General features: G+C 73.0%; 17 protein-coding genes. 4 read left to right on the top strand and 13 right to left on the bottom strand.

The features are described 5' to 3' along the window. Window positions 1-56: 56 nt before the first annotated feature. From ABZ951_RS08780 to ABZ951_RS08770, 3 genes are all read left to right on the top strand, one after another. On the top strand, window positions 57-1,049 hold the full coding sequence (locus tag ABZ951_RS08780; protein WP_344092436.1) for an aldo/keto reductase: 993 nt from the start codon (window positions 57-59) through the stop codon (window positions 1,047-1,049). A 109-nt stretch (window positions 1,050-1,158) separates the two neighbouring features. Then, window positions 1,159-2,349: a PQQ-dependent sugar dehydrogenase gene (locus ABZ951_RS08775; protein ID WP_344092433.1), complete on the top strand. Its 1,191-nt coding sequence runs from the start codon at window positions 1,159-1,161 to the stop codon at window positions 2,347-2,349. Window positions 2,350-2,419: 70 nt separating this feature from the next. After that, window positions 2,420-2,584, top strand: coding sequence for a DUF6191 domain-containing protein (locus ABZ951_RS08770; protein ID WP_344092430.1), 165 nt, complete (start codon window positions 2,420-2,422; stop codon window positions 2,582-2,584). 205 nt (window positions 2,585-2,789) lie between these two features. Here the strand turns inward: ABZ951_RS08770 and ABZ951_RS08765 are convergent, their stop codons facing one another. The 11 genes from ABZ951_RS08765 to ABZ951_RS08715 form a co-directional block, all read right to left on the bottom strand. After that, window positions 2,790-5,003, bottom strand: a complete 2,214-nt coding sequence (locus ABZ951_RS08765) for an MMPL family transporter (protein ID WP_344092427.1) — start codon at window positions 5,001-5,003, stop codon at window positions 2,790-2,792. 206 nt (window positions 5,004-5,209) lie between these two features. After that, window positions 5,210-5,785, bottom strand: coding sequence for a hypothetical protein (locus tag ABZ951_RS08760; protein WP_344092424.1), 576 nt, complete (start codon window positions 5,783-5,785; stop codon window positions 5,210-5,212). 214 nt (window positions 5,786-5,999) lie between these two features. Further along, the gene (gene gatB / locus ABZ951_RS08755; protein WP_344092422.1) at window positions 6,000-7,508 is read right to left on the bottom strand and encodes an Asp-tRNA(Asn)/Glu-tRNA(Gln) amidotransferase subunit GatB; all 1,509 of its coding nucleotides are present in this window, start codon (window positions 7,506-7,508) and stop codon (window positions 6,000-6,002) included. Between the two features lie 14 nt (window positions 7,509-7,522). Then, on the bottom strand, window positions 7,523-7,777 hold the full coding sequence (locus tag ABZ951_RS08750) for a hypothetical protein (protein ID WP_344092420.1): 255 nt from the start codon (window positions 7,775-7,777) through the stop codon (window positions 7,523-7,525). Further along, complete coding sequence (gatA, locus tag ABZ951_RS08745; RefSeq protein ID WP_344092417.1) at window positions 7,774-9,273, bottom strand: Asp-tRNA(Asn)/Glu-tRNA(Gln) amidotransferase subunit GatA; 1,500 nt, start codon at window positions 9,271-9,273, stop codon at window positions 7,774-7,776. Before gatA ends, ABZ951_RS08750 begins: the two co-directional genes overlap by 4 nt. Before the next feature lie 2 nt (window positions 9,274-9,275). Further along, window positions 9,276-9,572 carry an Asp-tRNA(Asn)/Glu-tRNA(Gln) amidotransferase subunit GatC gene (gatC, locus tag ABZ951_RS08740; RefSeq protein ID WP_344092414.1) on the bottom strand — a complete coding sequence of 99 codons (297 nt, stop codon included), beginning with the start codon at window positions 9,570-9,572 and terminating at the stop codon, window positions 9,276-9,278. 922 nt (window positions 9,573-10,494) lie between these two features. Next, the gene (locus ABZ951_RS08735; protein WP_344092412.1) at window positions 10,495-12,603 is read right to left on the bottom strand and encodes an EAL domain-containing protein; all 2,109 of its coding nucleotides are present in this window, start codon (window positions 12,601-12,603) and stop codon (window positions 10,495-10,497) included. 486 nt (window positions 12,604-13,089) lie between these two features. Next, window positions 13,090-15,324, bottom strand: a complete 2,235-nt coding sequence (ligA, locus tag ABZ951_RS08730) for an NAD-dependent DNA ligase LigA (protein WP_344092410.1) — start codon at window positions 15,322-15,324, stop codon at window positions 13,090-13,092. A gap of 20 nt (window positions 15,325-15,344) precedes the next feature. Then, window positions 15,345-16,376 carry a methionine synthase gene (locus ABZ951_RS08725; RefSeq protein ID WP_344092408.1) on the bottom strand — a complete coding sequence of 344 codons (1,032 nt, stop codon included), beginning with the start codon at window positions 16,374-16,376 and terminating at the stop codon, window positions 15,345-15,347. A 214-nt stretch (window positions 16,377-16,590) separates the two neighbouring features. Next, window positions 16,591-17,280 carry an SDR family oxidoreductase gene (locus ABZ951_RS08720; RefSeq protein WP_344092406.1) on the bottom strand — a complete coding sequence of 230 codons (690 nt, stop codon included), beginning with the start codon at window positions 17,278-17,280 and terminating at the stop codon, window positions 16,591-16,593. Between the two features lie 14 nt (window positions 17,281-17,294). Continuing rightward, window positions 17,295-17,834: a TIGR00730 family Rossman fold protein gene (locus tag ABZ951_RS08715; RefSeq protein WP_344092404.1), complete on the bottom strand. Its 540-nt coding sequence runs from the start codon at window positions 17,832-17,834 to the stop codon at window positions 17,295-17,297. A 202-nt stretch (window positions 17,835-18,036) separates the two neighbouring features. Between ABZ951_RS08715 and ABZ951_RS08710 the strand changes: the two genes are divergently transcribed. After that, complete coding sequence (locus tag ABZ951_RS08710) at window positions 18,037-18,642, top strand: hypothetical protein (protein WP_344092402.1); 606 nt, start codon at window positions 18,037-18,039, stop codon at window positions 18,640-18,642. Between the two features lie 21 nt (window positions 18,643-18,663). Here ABZ951_RS08710 and mnmA read toward each other — a convergent pair whose 3' ends face one another. Further along, window positions 18,664-19,824: a tRNA 2-thiouridine(34) synthase MnmA gene (mnmA, locus tag ABZ951_RS08705; protein ID WP_344092400.1), complete on the bottom strand. Its 1,161-nt coding sequence runs from the start codon at window positions 19,822-19,824 to the stop codon at window positions 18,664-18,666. Window positions 19,825-19,985: 161 nt separating this feature from the next. Beyond that, window positions 19,986-21,155 carry a cysteine desulfurase family protein gene (locus tag ABZ951_RS08700; protein ID WP_344092487.1) on the bottom strand — a complete coding sequence of 390 codons (1,170 nt, stop codon included), beginning with the start codon at window positions 21,153-21,155 and terminating at the stop codon, window positions 19,986-19,988. Window positions 21,156-21,282 lie beyond the last annotated feature (127 nt).

Below are 21,282 nucleotides of genomic sequence, written 5' to 3'. Positions count from 1 at the left end.
TCACAGAGGTTAGCTTTGGGGGGCGGAAACGGAGGGGCACGGGAGGGGTACGGCCGGTGGAGCGCAGGACAATCGGTGCGACGGCGCTCGAGGTGGGGGCGATCGGCCTGGGGTGCATGCCCATGCACTGGGCCTACACCGCCTCCCAGCGCAGCGGTGAGGGCGCGCTGCGCACGGTGCACGCGGCGCTCGACGCCGGCACCACCCTGCTGGACACCGCCGACATGTACGGGCCGTTCACCAATGAGCTGCTGGTGGGGCGGGTGCTGCGGGAGCGGCGCGCGGAGGCGTTCGTGTCGACGAAGTGCGGGCTGCTGGTCGGCGAGCACAGCATCGTCGCCAATGGGCGCCCCGGCTATGTGAAGCGGGCCTGCGACGCGTCGCTGCGGCGGCTGCAGACCGATGTCATCGACGTGTACCAGCTGCACCGCCCGGACCCCGAGGTGCCGGTGGAGGAGACCTGGGGGGCGATGGCGGAGCTGGTCTCCGCGGGCAAGGTGCGGGCGCTCGGGTGGTGCGCGGTCGGCGCCCGGACCCGCCGCCGGTCGCGCGCCGGGCTGTACGACGCGACGATCCAGCAGCTGGAGCGGGTGCAGCAGGTCTTCCCGGTGAGCTGCGTGGAGGCCGAGCTGTCGGTGTGGTCGCGGGAGGCGCTGGTGTCGCTGGTCCCGTGGTGCGTCTCGCGCGGGGTCGGGCTGCTGGCGGCGATGCCCCTGGGGAATGGTTTCCTCAGCGGCACGCTCACCCCCGGGCAGGGCTTTGAGCCGGAGGACGTGCGGGCCCGGCACCCGCGCTTCACGGCGGAGATGATGGCCGCGAACCAGCCGATCGTCGCCGGGCTGCGGCGGGTCGCCCGGCGCCACGGCGCGACGGTGGCGCAGGTGGCCCTGGCCTGGGTGCTGGCCCAGGGGCGGCACGTGGTGCCGGTGCCGGGCACGAAGAAGGCCGGCTGGGCGGTGGAGAACGCCGGGGCCGCGCAACTGCGGCTGACCCGGGAGGACTTCACGGAGATAGCCTCGCTGCCGAGGGCCATCGGCTCCTGGGACTGACGCGACGCGCGGGGCGGGCGTCCGTCCGGCCCGCTCCGGGCCCGGGCAGCGTGTATAAGGAAACAGAGCCGCAGTGCCCCGGCGCCCGCCCCGGCGAGAGGAACGAACCATGCGACGTGCGACGCGTCCCCGTACCCGCGCCGCCCTGACCGCGCCGGTGGTCGCCGCGCTGCTGGCCGCCGCGGGGTGTTCGAGCAGCGACAGCCTGCCGGGCCAGGAGCGGCAGGCCGGGCCCACCACGAAGACACCCGGGCCGGGCGGGTCTTCGGGGTCCTCCGCCGCCCCGTCCGCGTCCGCCGCGCCCGCCAAGGGCTCGGTGAAGGTCGTCCGGACGGTGACGGCGAAGCTCGCGTCGCCCTGGGGCCTCGCCGCGCTGCCCGGCGGCGATCTGCTCGTGGCCTCGCGGGACACCGGGAAGATCGTCCGGGTGGGGGCGAAGGACGGCGCGCAGAGCGAGGTGGGAGCGGTGCCGGGCGTGGCCGCCGCGGGCGAGGGCGGTCTGCTGGGCCTGGCCGTCTCCCCCGGCTTCGCCACGGACCACCTGGTGTACGCGTACTTCACGACCGCCTCCGACAACCGCGTCGCGAGCCTGCGCTACGACGCGGACAAGCCCGCCGAGCGGCGGCTCAGCGCGCCGAACACGGTGTTCCGGGGCATCCCCAAGGGCACGGTCCACAACGGCGGGCGGATCGCCTTCGGTCCGGACGGCATGCTCTACGTGGGCACGGGCGAGGGCGGCGAGAAGGGCCTGTCCCAGGACCGGAAGTCCTTCGGCGGGAAGATCCTCCGGATGACCCCCGACGGCCGCCCGGCCCCCCGCAATCCCGAGGCCGACTCCGTCGTCTACTCCTGGGGCCACCGCAATGTGCAGGGCCTGGCCTGGGACGCGGACAAGCGGCTGTGGGCGTCGGAGTTCGGCCAGAACACCTGGGACGAGCTCAACCTCGTCGAGCCGGGCGGCAACTACGGCTGGCCCGAGGCCGAGGGCAAGGGCGGCAAGCCGGGCTTCAAGGACCCCGTCGAGCAGTGGAAGACCTCCGACGCCTCCCCCAGCGGCCTGGCCTACGCCAAGGGCTCCCTGTGGATGGCGGGCCTCAGGGGCGAGCGGCTGTGGCGGATCCCGCTGCGGGGCACGGTGCCGGCGGCCGAGCCGCAGGCGTTCCTGAAGGGTGAGTACGGGCGGCTGCGCACGGTCGCCGCCACGGACGACGGCGGGCTGTGGCTGATGACGAGCAACACCGACGGCCGGGGCCGGCCGGGCGGCGAGGACGACCGCCTGCTGCGCCTGGAGGTCAGCTGACCCCGCGACTCCGGCAATTCGCACAGGCGTCCCCGTACAGTGGAGTGTCCGCGCCGCGACAGGAGTTGAGATGTTCAACCTGATGGAAGAACTGTTCGCCCCCGGGCGCAAGCACACCGAGGACGAACGCAACCGCCTGGAGCTGGTCCGCGACGACGCCGGCGACGCCGACCCCGGCAACGGCCCGATAGACCTCGACTCGGGCCAGGTCGTCATCCGGCCCCGCCGGGGCTGACCGCCGCGGCCGCCCCGGGGCTCCGGCGGGCCGGGGTGCCGCTAGGGCGTGTCTTACGGATCAGCCCGGATCAGGCCGCGGCGTCCGGTGCGGTAGCTCGCAAGGCGGAGCATCTCCCGCGTACTGGGCGTACTCGGGTGATGCGACAACGCGGCCAGGTGCCGTGCCGGGCGTCGCGGCCCCGGGCTGATCCGTAAAACACGCCCTACCGGCCGCCGCTGCCGACGAGCACGTCCGCGTCCACGCGCGGCAGCGGGATCGCCACCGGCGCCACCGCTTCCTCCGGCGGCTCGATGCTGATCCGGGGCAGCCGGCGGTCCAGCCACTTCGGCAGCCACCAGTTCGCGCCGCCCAGCATGTGCATCAGGGCCGGGACCAGCAGCGTCCGCAGGACGAACGCGTCCAGGGCGACCGCCGACGCCAGGCCGATGCCGAACATCGAGATGACGCGGTCGCCGCTGAGCACGAAGGCCAGGAAGACCGCGATCATGATGACTGCCGCGGAGTTGATCACCCGGCTGGTCTCGGCGAGGCCGACGCGCACGGCGCGGGTGTTGTCGCGGGTGGCCAGCCACTCCTCGTACATCCGGCTGACCAGGAAGACCTGGTAGTCCATGGACAGGCCGAAGAGGACCGAGACCATCACGACCGGCAGGAAGGGCTCGATCGGCCCGCCGGTGCCCAGGCCGAGCAGCCCGCTGCCCCAGCCCCACTGGAAGATCGCGACGACGATGCCGAAGGAGGAGGCGACGGCGGCGATGTTCATCACCGCCGCCTTCAGCGGTATGCCGATGCTGCGGAAGGCCAGGAGCAGCAGCAGACAGCCGAGGCCGACGACGGTGCCGACGAACAGCGGCAGCTTGCCGAGGATGACGTCGGCGAAGTCGTCGTAGCTCGCGGTGAGCCCGCCGACGCTGACGTCCACGCCGGTGCCGTCGGTGGCCTTGGGCACGACGGTGTCGCGCAGCCGGTCGACGAGGTCGCTGGTCTCCTTCGACTGCGGGGAGGTGGCGGGGACGACGGTGATGACGCCGGTGTCGCCGCTGTCGCTCAGCGTGGAGGGGCTGACGGAGGCGACGCCCTCGGTGTGGCGCAGGGTGTCGGGCAGGCGGTTGAAGGCCAGTTGGTCGGCGGCGCTGTCGAGGTCGGCGACGAGCGTGAGCGGGCCGTTGACGCCGGGGCCGAAGCCCTCCCCGAGCATGTCGTACGCCTGCCGGGTGGTGCTGGTCGCCGGGTTGCTGCCCTGGTCGGAGGTGCCGAGGTGCAGGGAGAGCGCGGGCAGGGCGAGGACGGCCATCACGGCCGCCGCGACGATGCCCAGCAGCTTGGGGTGGCGCTCGACGAACGCGGACCAGCGGGCGGCCAGCCCGGTGGGCAGCTCGGGCCGCGGGCCGCGCTCGGCCAGCTCGCGGCGCTCGCGGCGGCTGAGGGCGCGGTGGCCGATCAGGCCGAGCAGCGCCGGCAGCAGGGTGACGGAGGCGGCGACGGTCAGGACGACGGTCAGGGACGCGGCGACGGCGACGCCGTTGAGGAAGCTCAGCCGCAGGATGAGCATGCCCAGCAGGGCCACGCACACGGTGCCGCCGGCGAAGACGACGGCGCGCCCGGTGGTGGCGACGGCCCGTTCGGCCGCCTCGTGGACGGACAGGCCGGCCCGCAGGCCCTTGCGGTGGCGGGTGACGATGAACAGGGCGTAGTCGATGCCCACCCCGAGCCCGATGAGGGTGCCGAGCATGGGGGCGAAGTCGGCGACGGTCATCAGGTGGCCGAGCAGGACGGTGCCCATGGCCGCGGTGCCGACGCCCACGAGGGCGGTGGCGATGGGCAGCAGGCTGGCGGCGAGCGAGCCGAAGACGACGAACAGCACGACCGCCGCCACCAGGACGCCGATGATCTCGCTGAGGTGGCCGCCCTTGCCCTCGGTGGTCCCGATGGTGGTGCCGCCGAGCGCGACCTCCAGGCCGCCGCCGGCGGCCTTCTTGGCGGTCTCGACGACCTTCTGGACCTGTGCCTTGCCGGGGCCGCCGCCGTCGCTCGCGAAGGTGAGGGAGGCGTAGGCGGTGTGCCCGTCGGGGCTGATCCGGGCCGCGCCGTCGCTGCCGTACGGGCTGCTGACGGCGGTGACGCCGGGCAGGTGGGCGATCTCGCCCAGCGCCGTGGTCATGCGCTGCCGGACGTCGGCGGCGCGGACGGTGCCGGAGTCGCTGTGCCAGACGACGGTGTCGTCGCCGCCCTGGCCGGGGAACGCCTTCTCCATGAGGGCGGTCGCGCGGGTGGACTCGGTGCCGGGTACGCCGTAGTCGTTGGAATAGGCGGAACCGGAGAGCGTGGCCGCGGCGCCCGTGCCCAGAAGGGCGACGAGCCACAGCACGATGACGACGGAACGGCGGCGCAGGCACCACCGGGCGAGTGAGGTCATTCCCTGCTTCCCGGGTATCGCGTCGATCTCCGGGACATGACCCGTGGTGCCGACCGCGTGAGAGAGCTGATGGGGGTTCGAGGTCCCGCTGCCGTCCGGGGGACGTGCCGGGAGGGCCTCTACCGACTCACTGTGGCAGCAGAAAAAGATCCTTTGTCCCCTTTGTGGGTTACCCCACACAGGGGACGGGCGCGGACGGCGGGGCGTCAGCGGGAGGGGCCCCAGGCGTGGGCCACGTCGACGACGAGGCGGTTGTGCCACTGGAAGACCCGGAACGGCAGCCGGGCGCGGACCCCCAGGGCGATCTGGGTGTCGCCCTCGAAGCTGCTGCCGTAGCGGGTGTCGCGGAACGTCCGGTAGCCGGAGACGTCGACGCCCCGCAGGGGCCGCCCGGCCCGGCCGGGGTAGGTCGGCCGGCCCGTCTCCGGGTCGTAGCTGGGCGCCGCCACCCGGACCTCCAGGATCGCCCCGCCGGCGACGGGGATCACCTCGCCCGAACCGTCCTGGTAGAACTTGTCGACGTAGCCCACCCGGTAGCCGATCGGCTGTCCGCCGGCGCGCGGCACGTCGAAGACCAGGCGGTCGTAGCACGCGTGGTGCCCGGCTCTGATGTCCGTCAGCGGTTTGTAGCGGCTTTCCCGGCCGGCCTTGGGGAGGCTTCCCCAGCCGCCATGGCAGCTCACCGCGGCCACCGGGTTCGTCGCGGCCGCACCGGCCGGTACGGTCGTCGCCGCCAGGCCGGCCCCCGCCAGCGCGGCCAGCGCCCTGCTCCACCGTCGCATCACTACCCCCAGTCAACGAATGCGGACACGCGGTGAGGTCCGCCCTCACGCGATCATGCCGGACCGCTTCCACCGACGGAGGGGGAACCCGCGAATTCCGGCCAACTGTGGCTGACTCAGGCCGATTTCGCTTATACGACAATGCATTTGCCGGTGGCCACCCCTCCGCAAGGAGAGGTGGCCACCGGCTTTTCGTACGGGGTTTCCGTGGGGCTCAGCCCTCGACGCCCAGCTTCTCCAGGATCAGCTCGCGCACCCGCGCCGCGTCCGCCTGGCCGCGGGTGGCCTTCATGACCGCGCCGACGAGCGCGCCCGCCGCCGCGACCTTGCCCGAGCGGATCTTGTCGGCGATGCCGGCGTTGGCCGCGATGGCCTCGTCGACGGCCGTGCCCAGCGCGCCCTCGTCGGAGACGACCGCGAGACCGCGCCCGGCGACGACCGCGTCCGGGTCGCCCTCGCCCGCGAGGACGCCCTCGATGACCTGGCGGGCGAGCTTGTCGTTGAGGGAACCCTCGGCGACCAGCGCGCACACCCGGGCGACCTGCTCGGGGGTGATCTTCAGGGCGGCGAGGTCGGTACCTGCCTCGTTCGCCCGGCGGGCCAGCTCGCCCATCCACCACTTACGGGCGGAGGCGGCGTCCGCGCCCGCGTCGATCGTGGCGACGATCAGGTCGACCGCGCCGGCGTTGAGGATCGACTGCATGTCGTGCTCGGAGACGCCCCACTCCTCGCGCAGCCGGTTGCGGCGCACGCGCGGCAGCTCGGGCAGGCCCTTGCGGAGCTCCTCCACCCACTCCCGCGCGGGAGCGACCGGCACCAGGTCCGGCTCGGGGAAGTAGCGGTAGTCCTCGGCGTTGTCCTTGATGCGACCCGCCGTGGTCGACCCGTCCTCCTCGTGGAAGTGCCGGGTCTCCTGCACGATCGTGCCGCCGGAGGACAGCACCGCCGCGTGCCGCTGGATCTCGAAGCGGGCGGCGCGCTCGACGCTCCGCAGCGAGTTGACGTTCTTCGTCTCCGAGCGGGTACCGAACTTCTCCGTGCCGTTCGGGCGCAGCGAGAGGTTCACGTCGCAGCGCATCTGGCCCTGCTCCATGCGGGCCTCGGACACGCCGAGCGCCTTGATGAGCTCGCGCAGCTCGGCGACGTACGCCTTGGCGACCTCGGGGGCCCGCGCGCCCGCGCCCTCGATCGGCTTGGTGACGATCTCGATGAGCGGGATGCCGGCCCGGTTGTAGTCGAGCAGGGAGTGGGACGCGCCGTGGATCCGGCCGGTGGCGCCGCCGACGTGCAGCGACTTGCCGGTGTCCTCCTCCATGTGGGCGCGCTCGATCTCCACGCGGAAGATTTCGCCGTCCTCCAGCTGGACGTCCAGGTAGCCGTTGAAGGCGATGGGCTCGTCGTACTGGGAGGTCTGGAAGTTCTTCGGCATGTCCGGATAGAAGTAGTTCTTCCGGGCGAAGCGGCACCACTCGGCGATCTCGCAGTGCAGCGCGAGACCGATCTTCACAGCCGACTCGACGCCGATCGCGTTGACGACGGGCAGCGAGCCGGGCAGGCCGAGGCAGGTGGGGCAGGTCTGGGAGTTGGGCTCGGCGCCCAGCTCCGTGGAGCACCCGCAGAACATCTTGGTCCTGGTGCCGAGCTCGACATGGACTTCGAGGCCCATGACGGGGTCGTAGGACGCCAGGGCGTCCTCGTACGACACCAGATCGATGGTGGTCACGGAAAACTAACCTCTCAGTCCGCGAGAACGTCGTCGCTGCTCATGCGGCGCAGTTCGCGCACGAGCAGGGCGACACCGGTGGCGATGGCGGCGGCGGAGACGACGGCGTCCACGAGCTGGAGCGTGTCCTGCTCGCCGCGGGCCTTCTTCGCCTGCTTCACGACGCTCACCGCGCCGAACAGCGTCGTGCCGATGGACAGGTAGGTGCCGGGCCTGGACTTCTTGAAGCCCTTGGCCTTCGCGAGCTTTCCGCCCTTTTCGGTGTTCACAGTGACGGTGCCTCCTCGAGCAGCGAGTGTCCCCAGCGGGCGTTGAACGCGGCCTCGACGGCGGCGCCCACCCGGTAGAGCCGGTCGTCGGCCAGGGCCGGCGCGATGATCTGCAGGCCCACCGGCATCCCGTCCTCGGGGGCCAGACCGCAGGGCAGCGACATCGCGGCGTTGCCGGCCAGGTTGGTCGGGATGGTGCACAGGTCGGCCAGGTACATGGCCATCGGGTCGTCCGCGCGCTCACCGATCGGGAACGCGGTGGTCGGGGTGGTCGGCGAGATCATCACGTCGACACCGCCTTCCCCGAACGCCTTCGCGAAGTCCTCCGTGATGAGGGTGCGCACCTTCTGCGCCGAGCCGTAGTAGGCGTCGTAATAGCCGGAGCTCAGGGCATACGTACCCAGGATCACCCGGCGCTTGACCTCATCGCCGAAACCGGCCTCGCGGGTGAGCGCGGTGACCTCCTCGGCGGACTTCGTGCCGTCGTCGCCGACCCGCAGGCCGTAGCGCATGGCGTCGAAGCGGGCCAGGTTGGAGGAGCACTCCGAGGGCGCGATCAGGTAGTACGCGGCCAGGGCCAGGTCGAAGGACGGGCAGTCCACCTCGACCACCTCGGCGCCGAGCTCCTTGAGGAGCTCCACGGACTCGTCGAAGCGCTGCAGGACGCCGGCCTGGTAGCCCTCGCCGCGGAACTGCTTGACGACGCCGACGCGCATGCCCTTGACGTCGCCGTTGCGGGCCGCCTCGACGACCGGCGGGACCGGGGCGTCGATGGACGTGGAGTCCAGCGGGTCGTGGCCGGCGATGGCCTCGTGCAGCAGGGCCGCGTCCAGGACCGTGCGGGCGCAGGGCCCGCCCTGGTCGAGGGAGGAGGAGAAGGCGACCATGCCGTAGCGGGAGACCGCGCCGTAGGTCGGCTTGACGCCGACGGTGCCGGTGACGGCGGCGGGCTGGCGGATCGAACCGCCGGTGTCCGTGCCGATGGCGAGCGGGGCCTGGTAGGCGGCCAGCGCGGCGGAGGAACCGCCGCCGGAACCGCCGGGGATCTTGGTGAGGTCCCAGGGGTTGCCGGTGGGCCCGTAGGCGCTGTTCTCCGTCGACGACCCCATGGCGAACTCGTCCATGTTGGTCTTGCCGAGGATGACGACGTCCGCTTCCTTGAGCTTGCGGGTCAGCGTCGCGTCGTACGGCGGGATCCAGCCTTCGAGGATCTTGGATCCGGCGGTGGTCGGGATGCCCTTGGTGGTGAAGATGTCCTTCAGCGCCAGCGGCACACCGGCCAGCGGGCCGAGCTTCTCGCCGCGCTCGCGCTTGGCGTCGACGGCGCGGGCCTGCGCGAGGGCGCCCTCGCGGTCGACGTGCAGGAAGGCGTTGACCTTCTCGTCGACGGCCTCGATACGGGCCAGGTGGGCCTCGGTCACCTGGACGGCGGTGACCTCGCCCGAGGCGATCTTCGCGGCGATCTCGGCCGCGGTCAGCTTGATCAGGTCAGTCATGGTCAGTCCTCCCCCAGGATCTGCGGCACCTTGAAACGCTGCTGCTCCTGGGCCGGGGCGCCGGAGAGCGCCTCCTGCGGGGTCAGCGACGGACGGACCTCGTCCGGGCGCATGACGTTGGTCAGCGGCAGCGGGTGGGACGTCGGCGGTACGTCCTGATCGGCGACCTCGGAGACGCGGGCGACCGCGCCGATGATGTCGTCGAGCTGTCCGGCGAAGTGGTCGAGCTCTTCGTCCTTGAGCTCCAGACGTGCCAGCCGGGCGAGGTGGGCGACCTCCTCGCGCGTGATGCCAGGCATGCGGCGATCCTCAGGGTTCGTGACGGTACTGGGCGGGTTGATGGCCCAATCCTATTGCGCCGCACCCAGTGCCTGGCGCCTCCGGCGGGGTCAGCGGTTTTGGCCACGACCGGAAGGGGTGCCGGCGCCCGCCGCGGGTGGCCGCAACGGCGCGGAGCCGCACGCCGTGGCCGGCGGGGCCGTGCCGTCGGGCACCGCCGGAATCCCCGGCAGGGGTACCGCGCCGTCGCGGCGGAGATCCGGCCCCGGCTCGACGGCGCCGGGCACCGCGCTGCGCGCCGGTGGGACCACGCTGTCGGGCACCGCCGAAAACCCCGGCGGGGGTGCCGCGCCGTCGCGGCGGAAAGACGGCCCCGGCCCGGCGAGCACACCGACGTGGACAGACCGCTCACCCACCCTCCGCCGCAGCGGCGGCACGCCACCGCGGCGCGGCCCGGCGGTGCCATCCTCTCGGCACCACCGGATCCCCGGCGGGGGTGCCGCGCCATCGCGGCGGAGAAGAAGCCCAGCTCAGCGGCGCCGGGGCACCGCGCTGCGCCCCGGCGGAACCACGCCGTCAGGCACCGCCGAAAACCCCGGCGGGGGTGCCGCGCCGTCGCGGCGGAAAGACGGCCCCGGCCCGGCGAGCACACCGACGTGGACAGACCACTCCCCCACCCTCCGCCGCAGCGGCGGCACGCCACCGCGGCGCGGCCCGGCGGTGCCATCCTCTCGGCACCACCGGAATCCCCGGCGGGGGTACCGCGCCATCGCGGCGGAGAAGAAGCTCAGCTCAGCGGCGCCGGGGCACCGCGCTGCGCCCCGCCGAAAACCCCGGCAGGGGCGTCGCGGCGGAAAGACGGCCCCAGCCCGGCGGAGCCGGGACCCCCGGCGGGAGCCGTCCCAGCGGGCAGGGCCCAAAAAGGGGGAGAGGCCCGACCGGCTAGGTCACCGGCTGGTCCGCTTCCTCCGTCGGTGTCGGCGCCGTCGCCACCGCGTGCACGCGTTCGTCGCCGCGGTGCCAGCCGCTCTCGCTGCGGAGCCTGAGCCAGGCCGTCGTCTCGTCGGGCGGCATCGCGGCCGCCACCAGCCAGCCCTGCACCGCGTCGCAGCCCAGGTCCCGCAGGCGCTCCCAGGTCTCGTCGTCCTCCACGCCCTCGGCGACGACGAGCAGGCCCAGGGAGTGCGCCAGGTCCAGCGTGCAGCGCACGATCTCGGCGTCCTCGTTGTCGATGGCGAGGCGGGCCACGAACGACCGGTCGATCTTCAGCTCGCTGACCGGCAGGCGGCGCAGATGGACGAGGGAGGAGTAGCCGGTGCCGAAGTCGTCGAGGGACATCTTCACGCCGTGGCCGGTGAGACCGGCCAGGGTGTCGGCGGCCCGCTGCGGGTCCTCCAGGAGGACGTGTTCAGTTATTTCCAGCTGGAGGGAACCGGCGGGGACGCCGTGGCGGGCGAGCCGCGCCGCGACGGAGCCGGCGAAGCCGGGCGTGTGGACGTCGCGCGGCGAGACATTGACGGCGACGGGGACCTCCAGGCCCATCGCCCGCCACTTGGCGACCTGCCCGAGGGCCGTCTCCAGGACGTACTCGGTGAGCCGGGGCATCAGCCCGGACGATTCGGCGATCGTGATGAACTCGTCCGGGGAGACCCGGCCCCGCTCGGGGTGGACCCAGCGGACGAGCGCCTCCAGCCCCGCGACGTGCCCGTCGAAGCCGACTTTCGGCTGGTAGTGCAGCTCCACGTCACCGGCGTCGAGGGCGCGGCGCAGGTCACCCAACAGGCCCAGCCGGTCGGGGGTGTTGGCGTCCCGGCGGGCCTCGTAGACCTCGACGCCGCTGCGGTCGCGCTTGGCCTGGTACATCGCCACGTCGGCGCGGCGCAGGAGGCCCTCCGCGTCGAGGGCGTGGTCGGGATAGACGGCGACCCCCGCGCTGGCTTCCAGCACGAGGGTGAGCCCCTCCAGGTCGAGGGGGGAGCCGAGGGCGGCGACCAGCGAACGGGCCACGCGCTGGGCGCTGGTGAGGGAGTCGGCGGTGGGCAGGAGCACCGCGAACTCGTCGCCGCCCAGCCGGGCGGCCTCGGCGTCCCTGGGCAGGGCCACGCGCAGTCGCTCGGCTATCTGCAGCAGCAGCCGGTCCCCGGCGAGGTGCCCGAGGGTGTCGTTGACGGACCGGAAGCGGTCGAGGTCGATGAGGACGAGCGCGGCGCGGGTCCCGTCCCGCTCGGCCTCCTCCAGGGCCGCCCAGGTGCGCGCCAGCAGCCACTGCCGGTTGGGGAGCCCGGTGAGGGGGTCGCGGAGCTGTTCGGCGGCGCGCTCGCGGGCGATCCACAGGGTGGAGTCGAGCGCGATGAGGGGCACGGCGAACAGCGGCAGGAGCAGCGGCATGTGGTCGGCGACGACGGCGATGAGGGGGGCGATGCCGAGCAGGGCGCCGCCCACGAACGCCTGCCGCACGAGCGCCGTCCGGGCGATGCTGGTGAGCCCGGTGGTGGGGGCCATGGAGTACCAGAGCAGGACGCGGGTGACCGCGAGGTACAGGAAGGCGGCCAGGGCGATCTTGGGGGCCGCGGTGAGCGGCCAGTCGTCGGGCAGCCAGGGGTTCTCGACGCTGGCGACGACGCCGCACACGGTGAGGGAGAGGGCGGCGGCCCCGATGCCGAGGATGTCGACCGCGCAGTGCAGTAACGCCTGCCGCCAGCGGTGGCGGCGGGCCGCGGCGACGAGCAGGACGACGGCGATGCTGATCAGGACGGCGGGGAGCCAGCCGTAGAGCAGCAGGACGGCGAGCGTGAGGGCGGCACCGGAGCCCGTGCCGCCCCACCAGCGGTCGCGGCCGAGGGCGACGAGGTGGGCGACGATGAGGGCGGTGAGGACGGCGAGGGACCAGCCGACGGCGCGGCCGGGGAAGAGGGCGTGGCCGGCGCCGAGCACCCGGCAGATCCCGGCGGCCAGCGCGACCGCGGCCGCGGTGACACAGACAGTCGGCAGCGCGGGCGGAGGAACCCGGCGCAGCCGGGATGCCGGTTCGGCGCTGTCGATGGGTTTCATGCCCGTCCCTCTCACAGCCGGCGGTGCCCGCGCCACGGCAGGCGCACATCCCAACAGTAGGCCGCAGAAGGCTACGGCGGGCAGCGATCGGCAGCGGTTGCCCGATTGGGACACGGCCTGTTGTAGCCATCTGGTAAGCGCTGTAGGGGTCATGCCCACTGCCTATGCGGGCATTACTCCACCGGGGTGGCGACCTGCTCCGGAAGGGGTCCGGGAGACACCCGCGGGCCGCATGGGACGGGGCGGGAACGAGCGGGGGCGCAGGGGAACGCGCAGGGACGCGAGGTGCCGGGAGTGCCGGAGGGGGTGTCAGCATCCCCTTCTCCGCACTCCCCCGCTGTCCCCCGCGCGCCCCCCGTGCCCTTCCTTCTCGGACCCCCTCGGACCTCCGGGGCCCCTCGGCCCCCTTGACCCCCTTGACCTCTTGTGGCTCCCTCCGGCCCCCTCAAGCCCCGGGAGCTCCGCCGGAGCCGGTGGCACCGGGCGTCACGGCTGCGGAACGGCGGCCTCCCGGGCGGCGTCCGGCCCCTGGTCGAGGAGGACGGCGAAGCCGTCCTCCTCCAGCACGGGCACCTTCAGCTGCATGGCCTTGTCGAACTTCGAGCCGGGGTTGTCCCCGACGACCACGAAGTCGGTCTTCTTGGAGACCGAGCCGGTCACCTTGGCGCCCCGGCTCTGGAGGGCGTCCTTGGCCCCGTCCCGGGTGTACGAGGCGAGGGTGCCGGTGACGACGACCGTCAGCCCCTGCAGCGGGCGGGGGCCTTCGTCCTCGCCCTCGGAGACGTCCTCGAAGCGGACGCCCGCGGCCCGCCACTTCTCGACGATCTCGCGGTGCCAGTCCTCGGCGAACCACTGCTTCACGGACGCGGCGATGGTGCCGCCGACGCCCTCGACGGCCGCCAGCTCCTCCTCACCGGCCTCGGCGATGCGGTCCAGGGAGCGGAACTCCCGGGCCAGCGCCTCGGCGGCGACGGGGCCCACGTGGCGGATCGAGAGCCCGGTCAGGAAGCGGGCGAGCGGCCGCTCCTTGGCCGCCTGGATGTTCTCCAGCATCGCCAGGGCGTTCTTCTTCGGCTCACCCTTTTGATTGGCGAAGAAGGTGACGACCTTCTCCTCGCCGGTCTTGGGGTCCCGCTTGGGCAGGCCCGAGTCCATGTCGAGGACGTAGGACTTGATGGGCAGGAGCTCCTCGATCGTCAGGCCGAAGAGGTCGCCCTCGTTGAGCAGGGGCGGCGTGGCGGGCTCCAGCGGCTGGGTGAGGGCCGTGGCCGCCACGTAGCCGAAGTTCTCGATGTCGAGGCACTTGCGGCCGGCCAGGTAGTACAGGCGCTCGCGGATCTGGGCGGGGCAGGAGCGGGCGTTGGGGCAGCGGAGGTCGATGTCGCCCTCCTTCATCGGCTGCAGGGCGCTGCCGCACTCCGGGCACTCGGCCGGCATCACGAACTCCCGCTCGCTGCCGTCGCGCAGATCGGCCACCGGGCCGAGGATCTCGGGGATCACGTCGCCCGCCTTGCGCAGGACGACGGTGTCACCGATGAAGACGCCCTTGGCCTTGACGACCTGCTGGTTGTGCAGGGTGGCGAACTCGACCTCGGAGCCGGCGACGGTGACCGGCTCCACCACCGCGTACGGCGTGACCCGGCCCGTACGGCCGACGCCCACCCGGATGTCCACCAGCTTGGTGTTGACCTCCTCCGGGGCGTACTTCCAGGCGATGGCCCAGCGCGGCGCGCGCGAGGTGGAGCCGAGCCGGCCCTGGAGGGGGATCTCGTCGAGCTTGACGACGACGCCGTCGATCTCGTGCTCCATCGAGTGCCGGACCTCGGGGTCGCCGTAGTGGGCGATGAACGTCCGGACCTCCGCCAGGGACTCCACGACGCAGGCGTGCGCGGCGGTGGGCAGGCCCCATTCGCGCAGCAGGTCGTACGCCTGCGACTGGCGGTCGATGGCGAAGCCCTCGCGGGCGCCGATGCCGTGCACCACCATGTGCAGCGGGCGGCTCGCGGTGACCCGGGGGTCCTTCTGGCGCAGCGAACCGGCCGCCGCGTTGCGCGGGTTGGCGAAGGGCGGCTTGCCGGCCTCCACCAGGGCGGCGTTGAGCTCCTCGAACTTCTCCATGGGGAAGAAGACCTCGCCGCGCACCTCCACCAGCTCCGGGACGCGGTCGCCGCGGAGCCGGTCGGGGATGTCGGCGATGGTGCGGACGTTGGGCGTGATGTCCTCGCCGGTGCGGCCGTCGCCGCGGGTGGCGGCGCGGGTGAGCCGGCCCCGCTCGTACGTCAGGTTGACGGCGAGACCGTCGACCTTCAGCTCGCACAGGAAGTGGTACGCGGCGCCCTCGCCGACCTCCTTGGCGACGCGCTCGGCCCAGCCGGCCAGCTCCTCGTCGTCGAAGGCGTTGTCGAGGGAGAGCATGCGCTCGCGGTGCTCGACGGCCGTGAACTCCGTCTCGTAGGCCCCCGCGACCTTCTGAGTGGGCGAATCGGGGGTGCGCAGCTCGTCGTACCGCTCCTCCAGGGCCTCCAGGGAGCGCAACAGCCGGTCGAACTCGGCGTCGCTGACGACCGGGGCGTCCTTCACGTAGTACCGGAAGCGGTGCTCCTCGATCTGCTCAGCGAGCCGCGCGTGCTGCTCCCGCACCTCCGCGGGGGCCGTGGCCTCCGTCGTGAGCTGTTCGCCGTGCTGTCCGCCAGCCACCGTTTCGTCCTCCCGTTGTTCCATGGGCGAACCCTGGAGCGCCGTCACTCAGGGTTGTCCGCGAGTGATCTCGCCGCCCGGACGCAGTGCGCGAGCGCCGCCCGGGCATATGCGGGCGAAGCGCCCGCGAGCCCGCACGAGGGAGTGATCACCACGGACTCCGCGAGAGTCCCCGGCGACAGCCCCAGCCTGCGCCACAGCGTCCTGACACCCATGACGCTACCGGCAGGGTCTGACAATGGACCGGCGGCGCCCTCGGCGCCCGGCACCACGCCCATCAAGAGCTTGGTGCCCGCCTCCACGGCCTCTCCCACCGCTTCCTCCTCACGCTCGGTGAACAGCGAGAAGTCGAAGGAGATGCCGTCGACGCCGGCCCGGCGCAGCAGCGCGAAGGGCACGGCCGGGGCGCACGAGTGCACGACGACCTGGGCGCCGGCCGTGTCCCGCGCCATCGCCCCCAGGTCCCGCAGCGCGCCCTCGACGACGGCCCGGTCGACGGCCCGGTAGGTGCGGTAGCCGCTGGCCGTGCGGACCCGCCCGGTGAGCACCGCGGTCAGCGACGGCTCGTCGAGCTGGAGGACCAGCGAGGCGCCGGGCACCCGGCGGCGCACGTCGGCGAGGTGGTCGCGCAGCCCCTCGGCGAGGGAGCCGGCGAGGTCGCGGCAGGCCCCGGGGTCGCCCAGGGCGGCCTCGCCGCCGTGCAGTTCCAGCGCGGCGGCCAGGGTCCAGGGGCCGACGGCCGAGACCTTCAGGACACCCTCGTAGCCCTGGGTGTACTCCTCCAGGGCGTCGAGGTCCTCCCCCAGCCACGACCGGGCGCGCTTGGTGTCGCGGCCGGGCCGGTCGCCGATCCGCCACCCGCTGGGCTCGACGTGCGCGTAGACGTCCACCAGCATCCCGGCGGTCCGTCCGATCATGTCGGCGCCGGGCCCGCGGGCGGGCAGCTCCGGCAGGTACGGCAGGGCCTCCAGGGACCCCGTGACGGTCTTCGCGGCTTCCCGGGCGTCGCCTCCGGGCATGGACCCGACCCCGGTGGCGATCCCGGCGCCCCAGCTGAACTTGCTCTTCTCGCTCACGCAGGAAGCGTACGAGACCGGCCGGATGCCGGGCGCCCCGGCGGGAGCGCCCGGCGCGAGAGGCCGCCCGGGACGGTGTCACCCCGGGGGCCGTTCAGCGTGTGTGCCTGCTCCGGCGCGACGGCGCAGGGGGACGCTCGTCCGCTCCGGCCCCGGTGCCAAGCCCGCTCGACGACGAGGGACGCCGCTCCCGGGCCGGGCCGAGGCGGCGGTCTCAGCGGCCCGGCCGGACCGTCAGGTCGTTGATCTCCGCGTCGCGCGGCAGGTCGAGGGAGAGCAGGATCGTCCGCGCCACCGACTGCGGGTCGATCCACCGCGCGGCGTCGTAGTCCTTGCCCTCCTGCTGGTGCACCTTCTCCTGCATGGGCGTCGCCGTCCGGCCCGGGTAGACGCTGGTGACGCGGACGCCGTTGCCGTGCTCCTCGGCGCGCAGGGAGTCCGCGACGGCCTTGAGGCCGTGCTTGCTCGCCGCGTACAGGCCCCAGGTGGCGTGGGCGTGCAGCCCGGCGCCGGAGTTGACGAAGACGACGTGGCCCTTGCTGATCCGCAGCTGCGGCAGGAAGAGGCGGGTGAGCTCGGCCGGGGCGATGAGGTTGGCGGCCAGCGTGCGGTTCCAGGCGCGGGTCCCCATGTCGCCGATCGTGCCGAGCTCGCAGACGCCCGCGATGTGCAGGAACGAGTCGACGTGGTCGGGCAGCGTCTGCTTGCTGAGCGCCCAGGCGATGCGGTCGGGGTTGGAGAGGTCGGCCACGAGGGTGCGGGCGCCGGGGAAGCGGGCGGCCAGCTCCTTGGCGCGGCCGGCGTCCCGGGCGAAGAGGTACAGCTCGTCGCCGCGCTCGAGCAGCCGGTCGGTGACGGCCTCGCCGATGCCCGAGCCGGAACCGGTGATCAGATGTGTTGCCATACCCCCACCCTGCCCTATTCCAGACCGGCGGACTCCTCCAGGTAGGCCAGTGCCCCGACGCCGTCCTCGGCGAAGAACACCAGCTCGGTGAGGGGGAGCGGCAGGAAGCCCTCGTCCTCCATGCGCTGGAACTGCTGCTTGAGCCCGTCGTAGAAGCCGGCGGCGTTCAGCAGCACCACGGGCTTGGTGTGCATCCCGTGCTTCTTCAGCTCCAGTATCTCCGTGGCCTCGTCCAGCGTGCCGGTGCCGCCGACCATGACGACCACGGCGTCGCCCCGGGCGAGCAGCAGTGCCTTGCGCTCGGCGAGGTCCTTGGCGAAGACCATCTCGTCGGCATCGCGACGGGCCTTCGCGGCGAGGAACTCCACCGATATCCCCACGAGCCGGCCGCCGTTGTCCTGCACACCGTCGGCCATGACCTTCATCAGCCCGGATTCCGAGCCGCCCCACACCAGCGTGTGGCCGCCGCGGCCGATGAGCTCGGCGAACTCGCGGGCCGGTCCGGTGTAGCGGTCGTCGAGGTCGGCGGCGGAGCAGAAGACGGTGATGTTCATGCGGGTCACGCTACGCCCGGCGGGACCGGTGCAGCGATCTGGGCGGTTTTGAGCCACTCCCTGTCAGGGTTGCGGCCCTGTTCCGTTGCGGCTTCGTCACAGACCGCGGCTTGGTTTGGCGCCATGTAAGCGCGTTGTTAGCCTGACGTGCGCTCGTCAAGCGAGCATGGAATCAAGCCAATTCATCGGGGGAGTTCTCAGCGTGAAGCTTCGTCATGTCCGCGCGGCCGCGGTCTTCGCCATTGCAGTAGTCGCCCTGACCGGCGCGCGCGGCAGTCACGGCGGCAGCTGCGGCGGCGGTGGCCACAGCAGCAGCTCGTCCTCCACCTCGGGCGGCTCGACGTCGGGCGGCACCACCGGAGGCGACTCCTCCGCCGGGCTGTCGTCCGGGGGCACCACGTCCGCGGGCACCACCGGCGACCTGACCTCGGGCGGCACCACCACCGGCGGCACCACGGGCAGCACCACGAACGGCGGCACCAGCGGCGTCACGACGGGCGGCACCGGCAGCTCGGGCACCATGCGTGACATCCGCATCGCCAGCTGCACCTACTCCGAGCGCCTCGGCATCACCGCGAAGCTGAACGCCACCAACACCAGCACCACGGACACGTACACCTACCGGATCAGCATGAAGTTCACCGGTCCGGACGGCGCCCTCGTCGGCACCCGGAACCCGACGATGCCCTACGTCGGCCCGGGCCGGACCGACACGCTCGACGTCTCCACCCCGTACGTGCCGAAGGCGGGCTCCACCGGCGGCATCATCCGCTGCACCGTCACCAACGTGGTGCGCACCAAGTCCTGACAGCGGCGCCCGCCGCGCGGGTCAGGCGCTGTGCGCCGGCTGCGCGGCGGTGCGGCGCACCGTCGTCGCGATGGTGGCCGAGCCGACGACGCGGGTGCCGTCGTAGAGGACGATCGCCTGGCCGGGGGCCACGCCGCGGACCGGCTCGGTGAAGGTCACCCGCAGTTCGTCGCCGCACAGCTCGGCCGTCACCTCGGTTTCACCGCCGTGCGCGCGCAGCTGGGCGGTGTACGTGCCGGGGCCCTCGGGGGCCGTCCCGCACCAGCGCGGCTTGATCGCGGTCAGGGCGGTGACGTCCAGGGCCTCCACCGGGCCGACCGTCACCGTGTTGTTCACCGGCGAGATGTCCAGGACATAGCGCGGCTTGCCGTCCGGCGCGGGGTGCCCGATGCGCAGGCCCTTGCGCTGGCCGATGGTGAAGCCGTACGCGCCCTCGTGCGTACCGATCGTGGCGCCCGACTCGTCGACGATGTCGCCCTCGGCGGTGCCGAGGTGCTTCGCGAGGAAGCCCTGGGTGTCACCGTCGGCGATGAAGCAGATGTCGTGGCTGTCGGGCTTCTTCGCCACCGCGAGGCCGCGGCGCTCCGCCTCCGCGCGGATCTCGTCCTTCGTGGTGAGCGTGTCGCCCAGCGGGAACATCGCGTGGGCGAGCTGCTGCTCGTCCAGGACGCCGAGGACGTAGCTCTGGTCCTTGGCCATGTCGCTCGCGCGGTGCAGCTCGCGGCTGCCGTCGTCCTTGAGCACGACCGTCGCGTAGTGACCGGTGCAGACCGCGTCGAAGCCGAGCGCGAGGGCCTTGTCCAGCAGCGCCGCGAACTTGATCTTCTCGTTGCAGCGCAGGCACGGGTTGGGCGTGCGCCCGGCCTCGTACTCGGCGATGAAGTCCTCGACGACGTCCTCGCGGAACCGCTCGGCGAGGTCCCAGCAGTAGAAGGGGATGCCGATGACATCGGCGGCGCGGCGGGCGTCGCGCGAGTCCTCGATGGTGCAGCAGCCGCGAGCGCCGGTCCGGAAGGACTGCGGGTTCGCGGACAGCGCGAGGTGCACACCGGTCACGTCGTGCCCGGCCTCGACGGCACGGGCCGCGGCGACGGCGGAGTCGACGCCGCCGGACATGGCGGCGAGTACGCGGAGCCCCTGGCGGGGGGCGCGGGGGTCAGGGGCACCGGGGAAGTCAGTCATAGCCTCACCAGGGTACGGGTTCGGGTGAGGAGGCCCCGGTCCCGCCCTTTCACCGTTTCCCGGGGCTGCGCCCCGGACCCCTTCCGCGCTGCCGCGCGGTGTCCTCAAGCTCCCCCAGCTAACGCTGGGAGGTGCCCCCGGACGGGCTGGATTTTCCGCCCCTAACTCAACCCCGCCGTACGCGCCCGCTCGACCACCGGTCCGATCGCTTGGGCCACCGCGCGGACGTCCGCCTCCGTCGACGTGTGGCCGAAGGAGAAGCGCAGCGTGCCGCGGGCCAGGTCGTGGTCCGTGCCCGTGGCCAGGACCACGTGGCTGGGCTGGGCCACGCCCGCCGTGCAGGCGGAGCCCGTGGAGCACTCGATGCCCTGGGCGTCCAGGAGCAGCAGCAGGGAGTCGCCCTCGCAGCCGGGGAAGGAGAAGTGGGCGTTGGCGGGCAGCCGGCCCGCCGGATCCGGGTCGCCGCCGAGCACCGCGTCCGGCACGGCGGCCCGGACGGCCGTGATCAGCTGGTCGCGCAGGGCGCCGACCTCGCGGGCGAAGTCCGGGCGCCGCTCGGCGGCGAGGGTGCCCGCGGCAGCGAAGGCCGCGATGGCCGGTACGTCGAGGGTGCCGGAGCGCACGTGCCGCTCCTGGCCGCCGCCGTGCAGCAGGGGGACGGGCGCGTACTGGCGGCCCAGGAGGAGGGCGCCGATGCCGTACGGGCCGCCGACCTTGTGGCCGCTGACGGTCATGGCGGCCAGTCCCGAGGCGGCGAAGTCGACGTCGAGCTGGCCGAACGCCTGGACCGCGTCGGCGTGCAGGGGTATGCCGAAGGCGGCCGCGGCGTCGGCCAGTTCCCGGACCGGCATGACGGTGCCGATCTCGTTGTTGGCCCACATCACGGTGGCGAGGGCGACGTCGTCGGGGTTGCGGGCGATGGCCTCGCGGAGCGTGTCGGCGTGCACCCGCCCGACGGAGTCGACGGGGAGGTACTCGACGGTCGCGCCCTCGTGCTCGGCGAGCCAGTGCACGGCGTCGAGGACGGCGTGGTGCTCCACGGGGCTGGCGAGGATGCGCGTGCGGGCCGGGTCGGCGTCCCGGCGGGCCCAGTACAGGCCCTTGACGGCGAGGTTGTCCGCTTCGGTGCCGCCCGCGGTGAACACCACTTCGCTGGGGCGCGCGCCGAGCGCCGCGGCGAGCGTTTCGCGCGACTCCTCGACGGTGCGGCGCGCCCGCCGCCCGGCGGCGTGCAGCGAGGAGGCGTTCCCGGCGACGGCGAGCTGGGCGGTCATCGCCTGCACCGCCTCCGGGAGCATCGGGGTGGTGGCGGCGTGGTCGAGGTAGGCCATGGTGGGCACGATTCTACGGACTGTGCGGCGGGCCCGTACGGGGCCTTCCCGTCGACGACAGCGAGCGCCCTTCGGGCGCGTCCTCAAACGCCGGACGGGCTGGTTTCGGCTGAGCTCAGCCGAAACC

It is taken from the genome of Streptomyces sp. NPDC046215 (genome assembly GCF_040646215.1).
GTDB classification, from domain to species: domain Bacteria; phylum Actinomycetota; class Actinomycetes; order Streptomycetales; family Streptomycetaceae; genus Streptomyces; species Streptomyces stramineus.
The sequence above is the reverse complement of the archived record's forward strand: the minus strand, read 5'-3'. Positions and strand labels throughout refer to the sequence as shown.

Coding starts and splice junctions, on each gene's coding strand:
- ABZ951_RS08720 (WP_344092406.1), bottom strand. CDS start 17,280: ATGGCAACACATCTGATCACCGGTTCCGGCTCGGGCATCGGCGAGGCC.
- ABZ951_RS08760 (WP_344092424.1), bottom strand. CDS start 5,785: ATGCGACGGTGGAGCAGGGCGCTGGCCGCGCTGGCGGGGGCCGGCCTG.
- ABZ951_RS08715 (WP_344092404.1), bottom strand. CDS start 17,834: ATGAACATCACCGTCTTCTGCTCCGCCGCCGACCTCGACGACCGCTAC.
- gatA (WP_344092417.1), bottom strand. CDS start 9,273: ATGACTGACCTGATCAAGCTGACCGCGGCCGAGATCGCCGCGAAGATC.
- mnmA (WP_344092400.1), bottom strand. CDS start 19,824: ATGACTGACTTCCCCGGTGCCCCTGACCCCCGCGCCCCCCGCCAGGGG.
- ligA (WP_344092410.1), bottom strand. CDS start 15,324: ATGGAACAACGGGAGGACGAAACGGTGGCTGGCGGACAGCACGGCGAA.
- ABZ951_RS08770 (WP_344092430.1), top strand. CDS start 2,420: ATGTTCAACCTGATGGAAGAACTGTTCGCCCCCGGGCGCAAGCACACC.
- ABZ951_RS08765 (WP_344092427.1), bottom strand. CDS start 5,003: ATGACCTCACTCGCCCGGTGGTGCCTGCGCCGCCGTTCCGTCGTCATC.
- gatC (WP_344092414.1), bottom strand. CDS start 9,572: ATGCCTGGCATCACGCGCGAGGAGGTCGCCCACCTCGCCCGGCTGGCA.
- ABZ951_RS08700 (WP_344092487.1), bottom strand. CDS start 21,155: ATGGCCTACCTCGACCACGCCGCCACCACCCCGATGCTCCCGGAGGCG.
- ABZ951_RS08775 (WP_344092433.1), top strand. CDS start 1,159: ATGCGACGTGCGACGCGTCCCCGTACCCGCGCCGCCCTGACCGCGCCG.
- ABZ951_RS08735 (WP_344092412.1), bottom strand. CDS start 12,603: ATGAAACCCATCGACAGCGCCGAACCGGCATCCCGGCTGCGCCGGGTT.